The organism is Singulisphaera rosea (genome assembly GCF_054877945.1).
The window spans coordinates 61,964-82,324 of sequence record NZ_JBTYIP020000018.1 but is presented as its reverse complement, the minus strand read 5'-3'; the positions used below and the strand labels follow the sequence as shown (position 1 = coordinate 82,324).

The 20,361-nt window shown below is 65.2% G+C and carries 12 protein-coding genes; 11 read left to right on the top strand and 1 reads right to left on the bottom strand.

Annotated elements, in window-relative coordinates; genetic code table 11:
* The first annotated feature begins 143 nt into the window (after window positions 1–143).
* The 11 genes from ACYOEI_RS25980 (at window position 144) to ACYOEI_RS25930 (ending at window position 19,395) form a co-directional block, all read left to right on the top strand.
* Window positions 144–1,565, top strand: coding sequence for an ammonium transporter (locus ACYOEI_RS25980; protein WP_462852548.1), 1,422 nt, complete (start codon window positions 144–146; stop codon window positions 1,563–1,565).
* A 628-nt stretch (window positions 1,566–2,193) separates the two neighbouring features.
* Window positions 2,194–3,222, top strand: a complete 1,029-nt coding sequence (locus tag ACYOEI_RS25975) for an AAA family ATPase (protein ID WP_462852547.1) — start codon at window positions 2,194–2,196, stop codon at window positions 3,220–3,222.
* 206 nt (window positions 3,223–3,428) lie between these two features.
* Window positions 3,429–4,340 carry a DUF58 domain-containing protein gene (locus ACYOEI_RS25970; RefSeq protein WP_462852546.1) on the top strand — a complete coding sequence of 304 codons (912 nt, stop codon included), beginning with the start codon at window positions 3,429–3,431 and terminating at the stop codon, window positions 4,338–4,340.
* The gene (locus ACYOEI_RS25965; RefSeq protein WP_462852545.1) at window positions 4,337–6,322 is read left to right on the top strand and encodes a BatA domain-containing protein; all 1,986 of its coding nucleotides are present in this window, start codon (window positions 4,337–4,339) and stop codon (window positions 6,320–6,322) included. The genes ACYOEI_RS25970 and ACYOEI_RS25965 overlap by 4 nt, the downstream gene beginning before the upstream one ends.
* Window positions 6,319–8,517 (top strand): hypothetical protein, encoded by a 2,199-nt coding sequence (locus tag ACYOEI_RS25960; protein ID WP_462852544.1) that lies wholly within the window; start codon window positions 6,319–6,321, stop codon window positions 8,515–8,517. The genes ACYOEI_RS25965 and ACYOEI_RS25960 overlap by 4 nt, the downstream gene beginning before the upstream one ends.
* Window positions 8,518–8,565: 48 nt before the next feature.
* Window positions 8,566–11,838, top strand: coding sequence for a hypothetical protein (locus ACYOEI_RS25955; RefSeq protein ID WP_462852543.1), 3,273 nt, complete (start codon window positions 8,566–8,568; stop codon window positions 11,836–11,838).
* Between the two features lie 334 nt (window positions 11,839–12,172).
* On the top strand, window positions 12,173–13,066 hold the full coding sequence (locus ACYOEI_RS25950; RefSeq protein WP_462852542.1) for a hypothetical protein: 894 nt from the start codon (window positions 12,173–12,175) through the stop codon (window positions 13,064–13,066).
* Window position 13,067: 1 nt separating this feature from the next.
* Window positions 13,068–14,162, top strand: coding sequence for a prenyltransferase/squalene oxidase repeat-containing protein (locus tag ACYOEI_RS25945; protein WP_462852541.1), 1,095 nt, complete (start codon window positions 13,068–13,070; stop codon window positions 14,160–14,162).
* A 12-nt stretch (window positions 14,163–14,174) separates the two neighbouring features.
* Window positions 14,175–16,958 (top strand): TlpA family protein disulfide reductase, encoded by a 2,784-nt coding sequence (locus ACYOEI_RS25940; protein ID WP_462852540.1) that lies wholly within the window; start codon window positions 14,175–14,177, stop codon window positions 16,956–16,958.
* A 73-nt stretch (window positions 16,959–17,031) separates the two neighbouring features.
* The gene (locus ACYOEI_RS25935) at window positions 17,032–17,454 is read left to right on the top strand and encodes a hypothetical protein (RefSeq protein WP_462852539.1); all 423 of its coding nucleotides are present in this window, start codon (window positions 17,032–17,034) and stop codon (window positions 17,452–17,454) included.
* 138 nt (window positions 17,455–17,592) lie between these two features.
* Entirely contained in the window at window positions 17,593–19,395 is a 1,803-nt protein-coding gene (locus ACYOEI_RS25930) for an acyl-CoA dehydrogenase family protein (RefSeq protein WP_462852538.1), read from the top strand.
* Window positions 19,396–19,467: 72 nt separating this feature from the next.
* On the opposite strand, the gene ACYOEI_RS25925 is transcribed toward ACYOEI_RS25930, so the two are convergent.
* On the bottom strand, window positions 19,468–20,187 hold the full coding sequence (locus tag ACYOEI_RS25925; protein ID WP_462852537.1) for a phosphoesterase: 720 nt from the start codon (window positions 20,185–20,187) through the stop codon (window positions 19,468–19,470).
* Between the last annotated feature and the right edge of the window lie 174 nt (window positions 20,188–20,361).

The following is a 20,361-nucleotide window of genomic DNA, read 5'->3' as shown; positions in this document are numbered from 1 at the left end:
TTCTCGCCACGCCCGTCCTCAGAGTGAGGGCTCGAGGCGCATCACCCTCGGAACTCGGCATTGCCATCTGCGATGGTGGAGCCGGGCGACTAACGGGATGGCGGAACCGGAAGGGCACCGAAGCCGGCGCGGAGATTTCGACCATGACGAAGGTCAAGCGGGCATTGTTGGTGGCAGGATGGGTCGGGGCGGGGATGCTCTCTTGGCCGGCGCTCGCCGGCGCCGAGGAGGCGGCGGCGACGCCGGCTCCGCTTGCGATCAACGGTGCGGATACGGCATTCGTCCTGGTCTCTGCGGCTTTGGTCATGCTGATGACCCCCGGCCTGGGGCTGTTTTACGGCGGGATGGTCCGGAGGAAGAACGTCCTGGCGACCTTCCAGCAGAGCTTCATCATGCTCGGCGTGGTCGCGATCCAGTGGATACTCTTCGGCTATAGCCTGGCCTTCGGCAAGGATTCGTTCCACGGCCTCATCGGCAGTCTCGAGTTCGTCGGCCTGAACAACGTCGGCCTGGCCCCGAACGGCGACTACGCTGCGACCATCCCGCACCAGTTGTTCATGGTCTTCCAGCTCATGTTCGCCGTGATCACCCCGGCCCTGATCTCGGGGGCGTTCGCCGAGCGGATGAAGTTCTCGGCCTACCTGGCGTTCACCTTCCTTTGGGCGACCTTCGTCTACGACCCCGTGGCCCACTGGGTCTGGGGGCCTGGCGGCTGGATCGGTGCGATGGGCGCACTCGACTTCGCGGGAGGCCTGGTCGTCCACATCATCTCCGGCGTCGCCGCCCTCTGCTGCGTCCTCGTGATGGGCAAGCGGAAGGGCCTCGACACCGAGGAAATGCACCCGCACAACCTGATGATGACCGCCCTCGGCACGGGCCTGCTCTGGTTCGGCTGGTTCGGATTCAACGCCGGTAGCGCCCTGGCCGCGAATGAGTCGGCGGTCGCCGCCTTCGTCAACACCAACACCGCCGCCGCCGCCGCCGTCGTGAGCTGGTCGCTGGTCGAGTTCCTCCACAAGGGCAAAGCGACCGTCCTGGGCGCCTGCTCCGGGGCCGTCGCCGGGCTCGTCGCGATCACGCCCGCCGCCGGCTACGTCACCCCGATGGGAGCCATGGCCATCGGCCTCCTGGTCAGCGGTGCTTGCTACGGCGCGATCCTGATGAAGTCGAAGCTCGGCTACGACGACTCGCTCGACGTCTTCGGCGTCCACGGCGTCGGCGGGATGTTCGGTGCCCTCGCGGTCGGCCTACTCGCCGCCGGCGTCAGCAAGCCGGCCAAGGGACTGTTCTACGGTGACGCCGGCCTCCTGAAGTTCCAGGCCATCTCGGTTCTCGCGGCCGTCGCCTATAGCTTCATCGTTACCTTCGTGCTCCTCAAGGTCATCGACCTGACCATCGGGCTCCGCGTCACCACCGAGGAAGAGGAAGTCGGCCTCGACCTCACCCAGCACGGCGAACGCGGCTACATCATGGGGGCCGGAGAACTCCTCGGCGACCTCCCGGCCCAGGACCGCCTGGTACCGTCCGTCTCCTATCGGACCATGGAAGATAAGGTTACGGTCTAACCCACGTCGCACGATCTCAAGGGCTGCACTCGCAACCCCGGCCGGGCCAAGATGGCCCGGCCGGGGCTTTTTTGTCCCCGACCCGACATCGGGCCAAAATTCGTCATGCAACGGAGCCTCGACGTGAGAAGGAGCAGGCAAACCGGCCCGCAGATCACGCGGATGGATAAAAACTAAAAATGGTAATGCGAGAACTTGTTTTGATTGTTGTTAAATAAGCTGAAAGCACTCTTGTTCGGCCCACTCTCGGGTCGTTTGTGTTCTCGAAATGAACATTCCGTGCAAGCACAAAAATCGGATGGCTTGTTGAACAGGAAATATGACCTCTCTGAATTTGTATCGCCCACGAATTGAGCCGCTCTTGCTTGGGCGTCGGTTACCTCGTCGCTCGAGCTAGATCCGGTTGAAGGGCGTGAGTCACTTGATCCTCGGACGCCTGTCGAGTAAATTCGTTTTGGTAGGCCCGAGGGGTGACCCGGGGGCTGCGTGTTGGGAGTCTCGCGGTTCCATCGGGCCTGTTTCGGGAGTGTTTTCGCCTCGCGATCCGTCGTCGCGCATTACATGAGTGACGATAGGGACGTTTGGCGATGCAAGCCACCGGATTGGTCGGCCCCTCGGGAGAGATCGTATGTCGCAGGGCGCGGCCTCGTCGACGCTGGCGTCGTTCAGCGAGGATGATGTTCAGGCGATCGATCGTTTACGGGACGTTTATGCCCGCCTGAAGTCGGAGCTCGCCAAGGTCATCGTCGGGCAGGGTGATGTGATCGAGAGGCTCTCGATTTGCATCTTCGCGCGGGGGCATGCCCTGTTGATGGGCGTCCCGGGGCTGGCCAAGACCTTGCTGGTCAGCAAGCTCGCGGAGACGATGTCGCTGAAGTTCAGCCGGATCCAGTTCACGCCCGACCTGATGCCGATGGACATCACCGGGACGGACATCCTCCAGGACGGGCACGACGGTCGCCGCGAATTCCAGTTCGTCCACGGGCCGGTCTTCGCGAACATGGTGCTAGCCGACGAGATCAACCGTGCCCCACCGAAGACGCAGGCGGCGATGCTCGAGGCGATGCAGGAGCAGAACGTGACGGTCGTCGGCAAGTCCTTCCGGCTCGACGCGCCGTTCCTCGTCCTCGCGACCCAGAACCCGGTGGAGCAGGAGGGGACGTATCCGCTGCCCGAAGCGCAGTTGGATCGGTTCATGTTCCTGATCGAGCTGGGGTATCCCTCGGAGGCCGAGGAGATCCAGATCGCCCGGACGACGACCGGCGGTGCCCTGCCGACGCTCGACCACTTGCTGACCCCCCAAGAGGTCATCCAGCATCAGGACCTGGTCAGGCGTGTCCCGGTTCCGGACCACATCTATTCCTATGCGGCACGGCTTGTCCGCAAGACGAGGCCCGACGGCGACACGGCCCCGGCTTGGCTCAAGCCCCTGGTCTCCTGGGGGGCCGGCCCTCGCGCCGTGCAGTACCTGGTCCTCGGGGCCAAGGCTCGGGCGGCCTTGCTCGGCAGTTATATGGTGCGGCTGGAGGACGTCCAGGAGGTCGCCGTGCCGGTGTTGACCCACCGGGTAATCACGACCTTCGCGGCACAGGCCGAAGGGATCGGAGCCAAGCAGATCGTCCGCCGGCTGGTCGAGGAGACGGACTCCGAGGTCTAGGGCCTTGGCGATGGAATAGGTTGAGTTGATATCGCCAGATTTGTTCGGATGAGGACCTCCCCCCGGTAGGCGGGACATTCTTGCCCCGCGGCTTCTACTCGGGAAACCGCAAAAGAAGAGCGGGGCAAGAGTGCCCCACCCACAGGGGGAACGTTCGTGCGGTTTCGTGCCCCTGTCGAGGTAGTCCACCGAGGGCGTTGGTTCCGATGTTCCCCGACCGCCAAGCTCGAAGTTTCCTCGACCCGCTTGCCCTCTCGAGGCTGGCGAGCTTTCCCCTCTTCGCGCGCCGGCCGATGCAGGGGAACGTCTCGGGGCGGCATCCGAGCCCCCACCGTGGCTCGAGCGTCGAGTTCGCCGAGTATCGGAAGTACGTCCCCGGCGATGATCTTCGACGGCTCGACTGGAGGGCCTACGGGCGGTCGGACCGCTTCTTCGTCAAGGAGTTCGAGGCCGACACCAACCTCCGATGCTGCGTCGTCCTCGACACGAGCGGGTCGATGGATTTCGCCTCCGGGGACGTCTCGAAGATCGAGTACGCGCGGAGGATCGCGGGCGCCCTCGGCCACATGGCGCTCCAGCAGGGGGACGCCGTCGGCCTGACCTGCGTCGCCGACGGGATCGTCCGGAATATCCCCCCAAGGCGCAATCCGTCTCACCTGGCAACCGTCTTCGACATCCTCGAACAGGCTCGGCCGAAGGGGGAGACGCGGATCGTCCCGGTGCTCCACGAGCTGTCCGAGACGATCCGGCAGCGTGCCCTGATCGTGATCCTCTCGGACCTGTTCGTCGAGCCCGAGCTCTTGCGCGGGGCGTTCGAACACCTCAGGTTCCGCAAGCACGACGTGGCCGTTTTCCATCTCCTCGACCCGCAGGAGCTCGGCTTCCAGTTCCGGCGGCCGACTCGCTTCCTCGACATGGAGGGGGGGCCGGCGATCTTCGCCGAGCCGAACGAGATCGCCGAGCGTTACCACAAGGCGCTCGCAGGTTATCTCGAGTCGCTCCTGGGGATCGTCCGAGAGTCCGCGGTCGACTACCATCGCGTGTCGATCGACGAAAATTATGAGCAGGTCTTGATGCGATTTCTCGTCGGTCGGGCCCGGGCGCGAGGCATGCGATGAGCTTCCTCCAGCCGATGCTCCTGGCCGCGCTACCGCTCGTCGCCCTGCCGATCGTCATCCACCTGATCAACCAACGCCGGTACCAGACGGTCCGATGGGCGGCGATGATGTTCCTGCTTGCCGCGAACCGGATGTCGCGCGGGTATGCCAGGATCCGCCAGTGGTTGATCATGGCGTTTCGAATGCTGGCCATCGCCGGGCTGACGTTCGCCGTCAGCCGACCTTTGGCCGGGGGTTGGCTCGGGGTCTCGGCGGGGGGGCGAGCCGAGACGACGCTCGTCATCCTCGACCGCTCGCCTAGCATGCAGCAGGCGGGAGCCGGGGCGGGGGGGACCAAGCTCGAGACCGGGCGTCGGCAGTTGGTGGAGACCCTCAAGACGTTGGGCTCGGGACGTTGGGTGCTGGTCGACGGGTCGTCGAGCAAGGCCCGAGAGGTCGAGTCGCCCGATGCGCTCCTGAACGCGACGAGCCTCGAGGGGACATCCGCGTCATCGGACTTGCCCGGAATGTTGCTCGTCGCCCGCGACTATCTCAAGGTGAACAAGTCCGGGCAGGCCGAAGTCTGGATCTGCTCCGACCTCCGCGAGAACGACTGGAACGCCGAGGACGGGCGCTGGAAGACGCTCCGTGATGCCTTCCTCGAGTTCTCACAAGGGGTCCGCTTCCACCTGCTCGCGTACCCCCAGATCGCGACGACGAACCTCTCCGTACGAGTTACCGACGTCCGTCGCCAGGAGTCCGGAGACGCGGCGGAGCTGCTCGTCTCGTTGCGGCTGGTGCGTGAAGGGGGAGGGGACGAGAAGGCCGTCGTCCCGGTCCACTTCGACATCGGCGGGGCCCGCTCCGAGGTTACGGTCGAGATGGCGGGCGCCCGGTTCGACCTGAAGGATCACCGAATCCCGCTCGAGAAGGGACACGTGCGCGGCTGGGGCCGTGTCTCGATCCCGGCGGATGCGAATCACGCCGACAACGACGAATGGTTCGTCTTCGACCGGCCTGTTCCTCGCAAGGCGATCGTCGTGGCCGACGACCCGCAGGTTGCGAGGCCGTTGCAACTCGCCGCGGGGGTCGCCCCGGCGGCGGACGTGACGTGCTCCGCCGAGACGGTCACCGTGGAACAGTTGTCCGCGGTCGAGTGGGACACCGTTGCGTTGCTCCTCTGGCAGGCTCCGCTCCCGGAGGGAGAGGCGGCCAAGCTCGTCCGCTCGTTCGTCGAGCGCGGGGGCCGAGTCATCTTCTTCCCACCCCGCTCGCCTGGAGCTTCGGAGCTCTATGGAGTTCGCTGGGGCTCCTGGGTGGAGCCCGACCGAGCCCTCGTCGTCGAAAACTGGCTCGGGGACCAGGACCTCCTGGCCCACACCCTGAGCGGCTCGGCGCTCCCGGTCGGGACGCTCCAGGTCAAGAAGTATTGCGGCCTGACCGGCGAGTTCACGACGCTTGCCACCCTTCGAGGAGGCGTCCCGCTGCTCGCCAGGGTCGCGACCAATGCCGGCGGGGTCTACTTTTGCGGCACGACCCCGGCCGTCGGCGACTCGTCGATGGCGACCGGCGGCGTCGTGCTCTACGTGCTCGTCCAACGCGCGTCGGCGGCCGGGGCGACGTCCCTCGGGAAGACCCGAGAGCTCGTCGCCGGCGAGCCCGTTGGTGAGGACTGGGCGCAATGGAAACGCCTCTCGGGGGCCGACCAGGCGATCTCGACCGAATACCCCTTCCACGGCGGCGTCTACGCCTCGGGTGACCGACTCTTCGCCGTGAACCGACCCGTCGCCGAGGACTCGGCGGCCGTACTCGGTCGGCCTCGCGTGGCGGGACTGTTCCAGGGGCTCGACTTCGCCCGGGTCGACGACCGAGCGGGGAATGTTGGATCGTTGATCCGAGAGGTCTGGCGGCTTTTCCTCCTCGCCATGATGCTGGCGATGGTGGTCGAGGCCGGCCTGTGCCTGCCCCGGACTTCGCAACCTTCGGGGGGCCGTTCCTTATGAGCGTCTCTCGGTCGCTCACGTTTCTCTGGACCCCGTGGGCGATCGTCGCCTCGCTCGTGCTGGTGGCGGCGACCGCGGGCATCGGTTTCGTCGCCTGGCGGCGGAGCGGCTACTCTCGTTCGATGGGCCTCCTCGAACTCCTCCGCCTCTCGCTCGTCATCCTGGCCGCGTTGATGCTCAACCAGCCCGAGTGGATCGAGGAGTTCCGCCCCGAGGAGAAGCCGACGATCGCCGTGCTCTGGGACGACTCCACGAGCATGGAGACCCGCGACGCCTTGACGGCGAACCGTCCGGGCACTCCCCCCTCGACGCGTCGCGAGGCGATCGGAGCCCTGGCGAAGGCCTCGTCCTGGAGCAGACTCCAGGGGCGCTGGAACGTCGTCATCCAGCCGTTCGCCTCGGCGAAGGCGGGGCACGGGAGCGACCTCAACGAACCGCTCGCGCATGCCTCGGAAACGATACCGAACCTGCGCGGAGTTGTTCTGGCGTCCGACGGGGATTGGAATGAAGGACCGCCCCCGGTCCAGGCGGCGGCCAAGCTTCGGCTGAAAGACGTGCCGGTGTTCACGGTCCCGGTCGGCAGCCCGACGAGGCTCCCCGACGTCGAGCTCTTGAGCCTCGACGCACCGACCTTCGGCGTGGCCGGCAAATCGGTGCGGATCCCGTTCACCATCGAGAGCTCACTCCCCCGCGAATATGCGACGAGCGTAACGCTGCGAACCTCGGATGGAGATGAAGTCCGGAAAGAGATCAAGATCGCGCCGATGGGACGCACGAGCGACTGGATCGTCTGGAAGCCGAGAGGGGTCGCCGACTACACCCTCAACCTGACCGTACCCCAGCACTCGGAAGAGGCCCTCGCCGATAACAATCGGATGACCGCGCCGATCTCGATCCGGGAAGAACGACTCCGGGTTCTGGTCATCGAGTCGTACCCCCGTTGGGAATATCGCTACCTCCGCAACGCGCTCTCCCGCGACCCGGGCGTCGAGGTCTCGTGCCTCCTGTTCCACCCGGGTCTGACCAAAGGGGGGGGCGGTAACAAGGATTACATCAAGGAGTTCCCCGGCGGGCTGGACGAGCTCTCCCGATATGACGTCGTCTTCCTCGGCGATGTCGGGATGGAGGAGGGCCAGTTGTCGTCCGAGCAATGCCGGCTGTTGAAGGGGCTGGTCGAACACCAGGCGAGCGGCCTGGTGTTCATGCCCGGCTGGCAAGGCCGGCAGTTCTCGCTCCTCGAGTCGCCGCTCGGCGACCTCAGCCCGGTCGTGCTCGACACCGCCCAGCCCGGCGGCTGGGGCTCGCGGACGCCCGACCATTTCGAGCTCACCGAACTCGGCCGTCGGAGTCTGCTCACCAAGCTCGCCGACACCGAAGAGGACAACATCGAGGTCTGGGAAGGGCTCCCCGGCTTCCAGTGGTACGCGCCAGTGCTCCGGGCCAAGGCCGGGAGCGACGTCCTCTGCGTCCACAAGGACGCGACGAATGCGTCGGGACGCTTGCCGCTCCTCGTCACCCGGACCTTCGGGGCCGGCAAGGTCCTCTTCATGGGGACCGACGGCGCCTGGCGCTGGCGCAAGGGGGTCGAGGACAAGTACCACTATCGCTTCTGGGGCCAGGTCGTTCGCTGGATGGCCTATCAGCGGAACATGGCCAAGGGCGAAACGATGCGGCTGTATTACGCGCCCGACCAGCCGAAGATGAACCAGACTCTCGCGTTGCACGCGAACGTGATGGACCGGAGCGGCGAGCCGCTCCCCAAGGGGGACGTCTCCGCGAGGATTACGGCCCCTTCGGGCAAGGCCGAGGTCGTCCGGTTCACGTCTGCCGGCGACGAGTGGGGGATGTTCAGCGGTCGCTATCAGGCGTCCGAGCCGGGCAAGCACCGCGTGATCCTCTCCTGCAAGGAGACGGGCGCGACGCTGGAGACCGGGTTCAACGTGCAAGGGGCCGCGGCGGAGCGCGTGGGACGCCCCGCGCGCCCGGAAGTCCTCGATGAGATCGCGCGGGTCTCGCGCGGTAAGGTCGTCGAGCCCAGCAAGCTCGACGAGATCGTCCGATCCCTGGCCGAGCTTCCCGATCCGCCCCCTGCGGTCCGTCGGGTCCAGCTCTGGAGCCACCCCGTCGTTGCCGCCCTCTTCGTCCTGCTCCTGGCCGGTTTTTGGGTGGGACGAAAAATCATCGGTCTTATATGATAGAGCCCACGGACGACTTTCGTATCCTTTCGCGATTGTGAGGTCGACATGAGCCTCGCGCAGGTGGACGACCGATTGCAACTTCCCGAGACACTCCAGGCGCAGCTCCTCGCGTTTCGCCGCCGTGTCTGGACGATCAAGCTCATCGAGGCCGCCTGCGCGGCGGGTTTCGGCCTCGTCGTCGCCTTCGTCGCGATGTTCGCCGTCGACCGCGTGTGGGAGACGCCCGACAGCCTGAGGATCGGACTCTTCATCGCGGCCGTGGTGGGCTGTGCGGCCTTGCCCTTCGCGATCCATCGTTGGGTCTGGCGGAACCGCCGCCTCGAGCAGCTCGCCCGCCTCTTGACCCGCAAGCACCCTCATGTGGGCGACCAGTTGCTGGGAATCATCGAGCTCGTCCGGAGCGACTCCGAGCAGGCGCGGTCGCGGACCCTCTGCGAGGCGGCGATCCGGCAGGTGGCGGCGGACGCCGAACGTCGCGACTTCAGCGACGCGGTGCCGAACCCCCGGCACCGGCTCTGGGCCTGGCTCCTCGCCGTCCCGGCGTCGGTCGCGTTGGCGCTCTTCGCGATCGCACCCGCAGCCGCCACGAACGCCTGGACACGGCTCCTCGTCCCCTGGAAAAACACCCCGCGGTACACGTTCGCGGCCCTCGAACCGACACCGGAACGGACGGTCGTCGCCCACGGCGAGCCGTTCGTCGTCGCCGTCCGGCTCGACGGGCACGCCGCCTGGCGGCCGGTCGATGGGCTCGCCCAGCTCGGCGAACAGAGGCCGGTCGCCGCTCGACTCCGCGACGGCCGTTACGAATTCAGCTTCCCCGCGCAGATCGAACCCGCCTGGTTGCACATCCGAGTCGGCGATTCTCGCCAACACGTGCGGATCGAGCCCAAGCTTCGACCCGAGCTGACCTCGGTCGTCGCGGACGTGTCGCTCCCCGACTATCTCGGCCGGCCACAGCCCCAACATAAGGACGTTCGGGGGGGGACCGTCACCCTGGTCAAGGGGAGCCAGGCCCGCTTCGCCGCCACCGCAAGTCGGGAGATTGCCGAGGCACGCGTAGACGGCCAGCCGAGGACCCCGGAAGGCCCGAAAGTCGCGAGCCCGCCGACCAAGGTCGATGGCTCACGGACGATGGAGTTCCGCTGGCGGGACGGCTTCGGCCTCGCCGGTAGGGAGCCCTTCAACCTGGCCATCAACGGCCGAGACGACGAGGCCCCCTCGCTGGTCTGCGAGGACCTCCCCCGCCATCGCGTCGTCCTCGACACCGAGTCGCTCCATTTCAAAGTCAAGGCGCAGGACGACTTCGGCGTCAAACGGATCGGCATCGAGTGGCAAGGGGCCGAGACCGCCTTAAACAACCACCCCGCGAAGGGCGAACGAGTCCTCGCGGCCGGGGATGTGACGAAAGAGGACCTGGAGGCCCTGGGTGCGTTCTCGGCCAAGTCCCTGGGCATCGAGCCACAGCCGATCAAGCTCCGCGTCTTCGCCGAGGACTACCTCCCCGGCCGAGGGCGAGTCTACTCGGCGACCTACAACCTTGACGTCTTGAACGCCGAGCAGCACGCGATCTGGCTCACCGAGCAGATGAACAAGTGGCATCGCCAGTCGCTCGAGGTGCGCGACCGCGAGCTGCAGTTGCACGAGACCAATAAAGAAATTCGGGCTCTCACGAAAGAAGAACTCGACCGGCCCGAGACCCGTCGAAAGGTCGAAGGGCAGTCGGCGGCCGAGCAGGCCAACGGGCGGAAACTGTCGGGTCTGGTCATGTCGGGCGAGGACCTCGTCCGCCAGGCGATGCGGAATCCGCAGATCGGCGTCGGCCACCTCGAGACGTGGGCCCAGATGCTCGGGATCCTCAAGGACATCTCGTCGAATCGCATGCCCTCGGTCTCCGACCTGTTGAAGCAGGCGTCGCAGGCCCCATCGCTCGCCTCGGCTCCGAAAGGCAATAATGCCCCGATGGCCGGCCAAATCCGCGGGTCGACCTCGAGCAAGCCCTCCGAGTCCAAGCCCGACGACAAGAAGAAAACCACCGCGGTGCCCCAGGTCGTGGACCGCGAGTCGAGTCAGAGCGGCGCGGAGAAGCCGAGCAACAAGCCGCCGTCGAAGAGTAAAGGGTCGTCGCCGAAACTTGGCCTGGCGATGACCACCCTGTCCGGCAAGTCGAAACCCGGAACCCCGCCGCCTCCTCCCTCGGCCGACGAGGCGCTCGACGAGGCCGTCGTCGAGCAACGGGACCTCCTGGCGGAATTCGACAAGATCGCCGACGAGCTCAATCGAGTCCTCGGCAACCTCGAGGGGAGCACGCTCGTCAAACGACTGAAGTCGGCGTCCCGGTCCCAGTACAAGGTCGCGGGCCGGATGAACGACCAAGTCGGCGACTCGTTCGGGCTGAAGCCCGTCGTCGTCACCGGCGCGGCCCAGAAAGTCTTCGTCGAGATGGCCGCACAGGAGGCGAAGGGGAGTCAGGATGTTTCCTTGATCATGGATGACATCCAGGCCTACTTTGAACGTCGACGGTTCATGCAGTTCAAGTCGGTGCTCGACGAGATGAAGAAGATGGACGTTGTCGGCAGCCTCAGGCAGCTCGGCGACGACCTGAAGGCGGAGAACGGCGTCTCGATCGCCCAGTGCGAGTTCTGGTCCGACACCCTCGACCGCTGGGCTGACGACCTCGTGGACCCGGCCTGCAACGGCACGTGCCCCGGCTCCAAGTCGAAGGCCAGCCTCCCCCCGTCGGTCGTGCTCGAGGTGCTCCAAATCCTTGAGGGCGAAGTCAACCTCCGCGAAGAGACCCGGGTCGAGCAGCAGGCCCGCCCCGCGCTCGCGGCCGAGGAATTCCAGCGGAAGGCGCACACCCTCTCCGGCACCCAGGGCGGGCTCCGCGGCCGAGTCGATGCGGTCGTCCAACGCATCAAGGATCTCCCCGACAGCGAGACTGAGTTCGGCAAAGAGATCGCCTTGCTGGGCCAGGTCTCGAAGGTCATGGTCGACGCCACGGGTATCCTCGACCGACCCGAGACGGGGAATCCCGCGATCGCCGCCGAGACCGAGGCGATCGAGCTCCTCCTGAAATCCAAAAAGGTGAACCCGAAGGGTGGCGGCGTCGGCGGCTCGTCTCCCGGTGGCGGCGGCACCGGCACCACCCAGGACTCGGCGCTCGCCCTGATGGGCGGGGGCGTCAACCAGAAAGAAGTGCGCGAAGACCACGGCGTCTCGCAGTCGACCGGCGACCCCGGCCAGTCCCTGCCCGAGGAATTCCGCACCGGGCTGGACGAGTATTTCAACCGACTGGAAGGACGCAGCGGCGGTCAATAAACATGGCTGGCCACCCCTCGCAACCCGGTTTTTCTCGAAAACCGGGTTGGCTCACGTAACGAAATCGGGGCCCGAGCTTCTTGTAGGGTGGGCAATGCCCACCCTACGAGATGACTTCCGCACCGATCTCGTCCCATGAGGCACCAGGTTTCTGAGGCGACAGGCGACAGGCGACGACTTTTTGGATGGGTTTGTCGGTGATGATTACCTCGGCTTCGTAAGGTGGACATCAAGGTCCACGGTCATCGGTAACGTCCGGTGAGCAGTGTCCATCCTCCCCGGCGTGACTGCAGGAGTCTGGCACGGCTGAGCTCTCGTACTGAGGAGGCATTCGATGAATCTCTCGGATTATCGAATCCATCTTCGATGGGTCTTCGTGCTTGGGATGATCGCCGTCACGGCGGACGGCCAAGAGCTTAAGCTGGAGCCGAACCCCGTCGAGGCGCGTCCCGTCAGGCGGGTCCTGAGGGGCGATCCGGCCGGCCGTCGCCCCGTCGGGGGGGTGATCGTGACGAACACGCCCGAGAATCGGGAGACGCTTCATTTACTTCTCAACGTGAAAATTGCGGAGATCGACCGTAGTTGTCGATTGTCGGAGAAACAAAGGGAGAAGCTCGCATTGGCAGGACGGGGCGACATCACTCGATTCCTCGATGAACTCGAAACGGTCAGGCAGCGGATTCGGTCGGATATGGGTGATCAGACGCAGCAGTTCCGCAACATCGAGCGGTTTCAGGTGCTCCGCTCCCGGAGTCGCACCGGACTCTTTGAAGAGGGCTCGGTTTTTGCCAAGACTCTGAATGGCGGTCTCCTCCAAGACGAGCAGACCGAGGCGTATGCCAAGGACCTGCGTCAAAAGCGCTACTTCCACTTCAAATCCAGGGCCGAGGAAGTGGTCTGGTCGATGGCCGAAGTTCTCAGCCTGACAGACTCGCAGCGTGGGCAGTTCCTTCAGCTGTTGCTGAAGGAGACGGAACCCCCCGTTGTATTCGGCCCTGATGACGTTTCGGTCGTGCTTTGCCTCGTGGCCGATTTGCACGAGTCGAAGCTGAAGCCGATCTTCAACGACGCCCAATGGAAGATCCTTCGAGAACGACTTGAGCGGGCAAAACGCCGTGAGCCGGAGTTCCGCAGGGCGGGTCTTCTTCCTGAGATTGCCGAGCCCGCGAAGCTCGAGCCCCGAGGGCGAAGCGTGCCGGCTCGGTCGTCTGACGAAGGACGAGGATGATATGTCTTCCATTCATGTTTCGATTCCAAAAATCCGCGATGCGTTTCCGATCGCGCGAAAGGCCGTGCTGGCGATTGGTCTCGTATCGGTGGTGCTCCTGGGGCTGCCGGGGGCCTCGGCGAGGGCGCAGCCCCTGGTCGAGCGGGTCGGCGAGGTCGTCCCCCGGGACGTCCGGGAGATGTACGACCGTGGCCTCCAATATCTCGCCGCCACACAGACGGAGGAGGGGGGGTGGAACGGGGCGATGGAGCAAGGGCCGGCCTGCACCGGTCTCGCGCTCCTGGCGTTCCTGGCATCTGGGGAAGACCCCAACTTCGGGCTCTACAGCAACCACGTCCGGAGGGGGCTCCGCCACCTGATCTCGGGTCAGGATTCGACGACCGGGATCATGGGGAACAGCATGTATCACCATGGCTTCGGGATGCTCGCCCTGGCGGAAGCTTATGGGACGGTCGACGACCGGGTCCTCTGGGGAGATCGAAAAGGGCAGCTCTCCGTCGGCCAGGCCCTGGAACTGGCGGTCCGGGCGGCGATTACCTCACAGAAGAAGAATCCCCTCGGGGCCTGGCGTTATTCGCCGAACGCGACCGATGCCGACACCTCGGTCAGCGGCGCGGTGCTCGTCGGGCTCCTCGCCGCGAGGAACGCGGGGATCGAAGTCCCCGACGCGTCGATCGACCGGGCCCTCACCTATTACAAGCAGATGACCTCGACGTCGGGACAGGTCGCCTACTCGGGCGGGCTGGGCGGATTCGGCGAGTCGCTCGCGAGGTCGTCGATCGGGGGGTTGGTGTACGCGGTCGGGCGTCGGAAGGACTTGCCGGAGTACAAGGCCGTCCTCGGGTATCTCGTGGAGACGCTCGAACAACCCGCTCAGGGCTATCCCGAATACGCCCGCTATTACCAGGCCCAGGCCCTTTTCCAAGGGGACCTCGGCGCCTGGGAGAAATGGAACAAGCTCCTGGTCCGCCAACTCAAGCAGGCGCAACGCCCCGACGGCAGCTTCGACGGGCAGTTTGGCGCCCCGCTCAGCACCTCGATGTCGCTTCTCGCCCTGGCGCTCAATTTCCGGTTCTTGCCGATCTACGAACGATAGGACAGGCCACCGATGCACAACCTTCGTCGGCAAGTCTCGCCGGGGCCGTTCCTCTCCAAGGGGATCGGGCGCCTCTTTTTCGCCTTGCTAGGGATAACCTCGGGGCCCGCTCTCGGTGACGAGGCAGCGACCCGCTCGCCGACCCCTTCCGTGCTTCGGCTCCAGAACGGCGGAGTTCTCCCTGGCGCATTGACCGACTCGCCCGATGGGGCAACCCTGCGCTGGCAGGCGGCGCCCTTCGTCGCGCCCTTCGACTTTCCCATCGACGAAGTCCAATCGGTCCAGTACACCCTCGAGGGAGAGCCGCCGAAGCCGGTCGGCGACTACTGCTTCGAGATGGGAGGTGGCGACGTCCTCTTCGGCAATCTCGTCGACCTTGACGAGCAGCAGGTCGTGCTCGAGTCGCCCCGCGCCGGCCTGCTCCACGTCGAGCGCCGGGTGATCCAACGGATCGACCGCTGGCGCGACCGGAACGGGCTCATCTACTCGGGACCGAACGGGACTTCGGGTTGGAGTGAGATCCTCCCCGCCGGGAGTTGGCGGGAAGACGCGGGGCACCTCTTGTCGGAGAATGAAGGGGCCACGATCCGAGGAGACCTGGGACTTCCCGGCAAGGCGGCCGTCGAGTTGGAGCTCTCCTGGAAATCCAAGCCCGACTTCGTGCTCGCTTTCGGGGTGAACGGCGACCCGAAGTCACTCCTCCGCGCGTTCCGATTCGAGGTCTGGGAAGGGGATCTGGTCGTCGTCCGCGAAACGGAGAAGGAAGCCGACATGGCCTCCGTGCAGCAGGTCGCCCCGGGGCCTGGCCGGGTCCGCCTCCAACTCTTCCTCGATCAGGAGAAGGGGCGGATCCTCGTCTTCGCGCCTGACGGGAAGCCCCTGGCCGATATCACGGTCGCCGACCTTAAGTCGCAGATGCTCCCTGGCGTCCAGATCACCAATAAGCGTGGCGACGTACGTCTGGAACGGCTGCGGATCGGACCCTGGAATGGCGAGTCTCCCCGCGCCGCGAGCCCGGAGAAGGCTCGGATCCACAACGGAGACGGCTCGATCCTGTACGGCCAGGTCGCGAAGTACGACGGCCCCAAGAAGGAGTTCGTGGTCCGCACCGATTCGGGCGAAACCCGAGTCGCCGAGGACAAGATCACGGCTCTGTTCCTGTCACCCCCGGCCGAAGAACCCGCGCGGGTCTGCCGCGCCGTTTTCCAGGACGGAAGCCGTATCGGCGGCGACCTGTCTCGAGTGGAAAAGGGCGAGTGGTGCCTCAAGCGTACCGGCGTGAAGGAACCGCTCAGTCTTCCCCAGGCCGGGCTTCGCTCGTTCGTCGTTGTCAGTCGAAATGCGAAGCCGGCTCAAGCCGGCGACGAGCGTCTGGGCCGGCTCGAGGTCGATGACGTCCGGATGCAAGGTCGGCTGGTCGACGGCCGTAACTCCGGTAATGGCAGTTGCCTGGTCTGGCGGCCTCTCGGCAGCAGTTCGGCCAGCCCCCTTCGGCGAAACACCTCGGGGCGGATCCTCTACAAAGACCCGGCCCCGACTCCCGTCGTCGCGGTCCCGCGCAACGTCGTCCGCATGGTCGTCGGCCAAGTTCGTGCGGAGGAAAATGTCACGGAGCCGGCCCCTACAAATTCCCAGTCGGGAGGCGGGCGTTCGCTCCACCTCCGCACCGGCGACGTGATCCCTTCCGAGATCGTGAAGATCGACGAGCAGGGGGTCACATTCAAGAGCGCCTTGACGGAGAATACCTTCGTCCCCCACGCGAAGATCAAAGCCGTGGAACTGGCCAAGGAGTCCGCGCCGAGCATCCGACTGAGCAAGGTGAAACGCGAACGGCTCCTCACCCTGCCTCGGATGCAAAAGGATAGCCCGCCGTTGCACCTGATCCGCTCGAAAGAGGGAGACTACCTCCGCGGTCGGGTCGTCGCCATGAATGAGAAAACGATCCAGGTCGAGGTACGCCTGGAGACGAAAGAAGTCCCTCGCGACCGTGTCTCTCGGATCATCTGGCTCCATCCGGACGAACTCGAGTCGACGAAGGGTCAAGCGAAGGAGGAGACGCCCCAGGAGGGGACCCGCGTCCAGGTCCTGCGTAGCGACGGGATTCGCCTGACGTTTCTCGCCGAGCAGCTTTCGAAGGAGACTCTCCTGGGGACGAGCGACGTCGTCGGAACTTGCCGGGTGCAACTCAAGGAGGTCGACCAACTCCTGATCGGGAACGCGATCGAGAAGGAGGCCTCGCAACTCGCCTACCAGCAATGGAAGCTCCAGCATGCGCCGGAACCGAAGGATGACCCCACCGGCGGGGATGCCTCCGGCCGACCGGCGGGGACGGAATCGCCCCTCGTGGGAAAGCTCGCCCCCGACTTTACCCTGAAGCTGCTGGACGGCCGACCGTTCACCTTGTCCCAGGGGCACGGCAAGGTCTACGTCCTGGATTTCTGGGCGACGTGGTGCGGCCCGTGCCTCCAGGCGATGCCAGTCGTCGAACGCGTCACCGACGAATTCCGCGAAAAAGGCGTCGAGCTCATCGCCGTGAACCTCCAGGAGTCTGCGAAACAAGTCACCGCCCTCCTCGAACGCCAGAAACTGAAGGTCACCGTGGCGCTCGACCTGGAAGGGGGCGTCGCTCACCTCTACGGCGCCTACGCCATCCCCCAGACCGTCATCATCGACGCCCAGGGGAAGGTCACGCATCTCTTCGTCGGCGGAGGTCCTCACCTGGAAGATCAACTCCGCAACGCGTTGAAGTCCGCGTTGGGAGAGGCCGTGCCCACCGAGCCGGTTCCCAAACCCTGATGGTTCTTGAAAAACGTGGATGTGATTTTGTAGTTGGTCTTAAATCGTCGCCGACTCTGGAGAGAGACCGAGTATGAAAAGGCTCCTCGTCAGTCATGGACGCGGTCTAGTCGGTGCCGTCGTGGGTGGAGTCCTCGGTTATAAGATCTTCGTCTGGTTGGCCGATCATCAGTATTACGGTCTCATGATCCCGGGGGCTCTCCTGGGCCTCGGCTGCAATGTCTTATCGTTGCATGCGTCGAGGGCACGAGGGATTGCCTGCGGCATCGCCGCCGCGGTCCTGAGCTTTTACTGCGAGTGGGTCGTCGCGCCTTTCAAAATCGATGACACATTCGGATATCTCGTGTCCCATGCGTACAATCTCTCGCCGGTCACCCTGGTCATGATCGCCGCCGGCACTGGCTTCGCGTTCTGGCTGGGGAAAGACGGCGCCGGTTGGTTTGATCCGATGGGGGCCTGGTCTCGGAAGAGCCACTCGAAAACCCGCTTCGAATGAGTGGGAGCTGGGGACGCGTCTTCGGAGACACGGGCTTTCTTCAGGGTGGGGACGCGTTAGAATTTCGATAGTCTCGCTCCTTGCCGCTCCCAAAGGTCGATCGGTGCGACGATCGGCCGACCGTTCGAGGAGGTCGTCATGTCCGTATCCACGCCCGGCCGGGCCCCCGCGTCGCCGCTCGACGACCCCGAACGCGCCAGGCAGGTTCGCCAGGCGGAGGAACTCCTCTTTTCAGGGCCTTCTCAGGAAGGGTTCGCCAAGGCGCTCTTCCGGGGCGAGTTTCGGAAAGATGTCGTTTTTCCGTACCCGCAGCTCTCGGCTTCCGAGAAGCCGAAAGTTGAGGCGGCCGTCGAGGCCCTCAGGCGGTTCGCCGACTCGAACATCGACGCGGCGGCGATCGACCGCGACGCCGACATCCCGCAGAGTGTGATCGACGGCCTGGCGAACCTCGGCGTCCTGGGCATGACCGCGCCCGAGGAATTCGGCGGCCGAGCGTTCTCGCAACTCGGGTACTGCCGGATCATGGAGGTGATCGGCGGCCATTGCTCGTCGACGGCCGTCTTCGTCAACGCGCACCACTCGATCGGGATCCGGGCCCTTCTCCTCTTCGGCACCCCCGAGCAGAAGGCCCGTTGGCTCCCCCCGCTCACGAGGGGTGAGAAGCTCGCGGCCTTCGCGTTGACCGAGACGGAAGCCGGCTCCGACGCGAGCAACGTCCAGACGACGGCCGTCCCGAGCGAGGACGGGCAAACCTATCGGCTGACGGGCACCAAGCGCTATATCACCAACGGCGCCATCGCCGACGTCCTGACGGTCATGGCCCGGACCCCCGACCCCAAGGGAGGTGAGTCGAAGGTCACGGCCTTCCTCGTCACCCCCGACCTCCCGGGCTTCGAGGTCGTCGAGGCCCGGATGCCCAAGTGTGGTATCCGCGGGACGGCGACCGCGCGACTGGCGTTCCACGACATGCCGGTCCCCGCCTCGAACATCCTCGGGCCTCTGGGCAAGGGGCTCAAAGTCGCGCTGACGGTCCTCGACTTCGGTCGGACCACCTTCGGGGCGAGCTGCACCGGTGCGGCGAAGACCTATGTGGTGGCGGCCGCCCGGCACGCGGCCCGGCGTCGCCAGTTCGGCCGTCCGCTCGCGGACCTCGAGTTGATCAAGAAGAAGCTCGCGTTCCTGGCCGCGACCGCCTACGCCATGCAGGCGACCACGGAGCAGACCGCCGCGCTGATCGACCGGGGCGCCGAGGATTACATGCTCGAGACCGCCATCCTCAAGGTCTTCTCGACCGAGATGCTCTGGCAAGGGTCGTACGAGACGCTCCAGGTCCACGGCGGCCAGGGCTATTTCTCCAACGAGCCCTACGAGCGGATGATGCGCGACGCGCGAATCAACACGATCGGCGAGGGGGCGAACGAGGTCCTCAAGGCGTTCATCGCCCTGGTCGGGATGCGCGACATCGCCGAGGGCTTCAAGGCGACCTTGGGCGGACTCAAGAGCCCAACGCGCTTCCTCCCGACCCTTTGGAAGTTCAGCCGCGACCACCTGGTGAAACGGGCCCGGTCGGTTTCGATCCCGGTCACGTCAAGTCTTCTCAAACCAGCCGCCGCGTCTCTGGCGCACCGGGTCTCTCGATTTTCGTGGACGATCGAATGGACCCTGATCAAACACCGCGAAGCCGTCCTGGAGCGTCAGTACATCCAAGAACGGATTGCCGACGCCGCGATCGCTCTCGTGACGGCGTCGTGTACTCTGGCCCGCCTTGACCATGAGCTCTCCTCGAACACCGCGACCCCTTCGGGGCGGGTTTCGGGACAGCTCTATCTACGCATGGCCAATCGGCGTTTCGACCAGGCCATGCGCGAGCTCGAGAAAAACGACGACGACCTCACCACGGACGTTGCCCACGCCGTCCTCAAGGAGAAGGCGGGATACTAGCAAGGATTGTCGGAAGTCCGAGAGTTCAACCCGGGCCCGGGACATAAATTTCACGGATCCCGCTTCGGCGACTTAACCGGCCATGACACGGTGGCCCCGAGCCCGGAACGGGTCGAACTGGGCACGCTCGCGCTTGAGGGCCTCGAAGGCCTCGAGCTTGGGTCGGAGCTGTTCCAGAATCTCGTCCAACGACCAAACCTGATAAGCGTGGCCGTCGAACCCGACGTCGAGCGCAGGCCAGGCGGCGTCGTCCTTGACCGGGCTTGTCGCCGGTTCTTTCTGATAGATGGCGTGGACGTGTCCGTAGAGGTGGATATTGGGTGCCGCGACCGATGCATGGTGCTGGCCATTCCAGGTCAGCATCGGATAATGGTTGAGCGTCATCCGGACGTCGCCGTCGCGGATCTCGACCTGGTCGTAGGTCGCCGAGAAGAGGTCGCGAATCCGACGCTCGTCGTGGTTCCCCCAGACGAGATAGACGTTCCGGCACCGGATCTGGTCACGGAACCAACGCGCGTTGCGGAGATAGTCGGAGCCTCGGCCGAATGCCCAGTCGCCGAGACACCATAAGGTATCCTCGGGCTGCACCCTGCCGTTGATATTGAACACCAGGCCTCGATTCATGCGGTCGACCGACTCGCTACTGATCGAGAACTGGCGCATGTCGCGCCCTGCGGCCTCGTGCGCGAGGAAAGCCTCGCGGTCGTCGTCGGTCATGAATTCGAGCCGACGGCTGTACTTCAGGATGTTGGCATGGAATGCATGCGGATCGGAACAATAATAGGCTGCCATGTTCACTCTCTACCGGCCCGATTGCCGGTCTTCGGGGATTCCCCTGGGTTAGTCCTGAGACCATGATAGCAAGACTGGCGGTGCGCATGCCACTCGGAGTTCGTCCCGAAGTCTCGAACGGACAGCGATCGACGGGTCTCCGCAACTCCCCGCCGAATCGGTTGACGGGTGGAA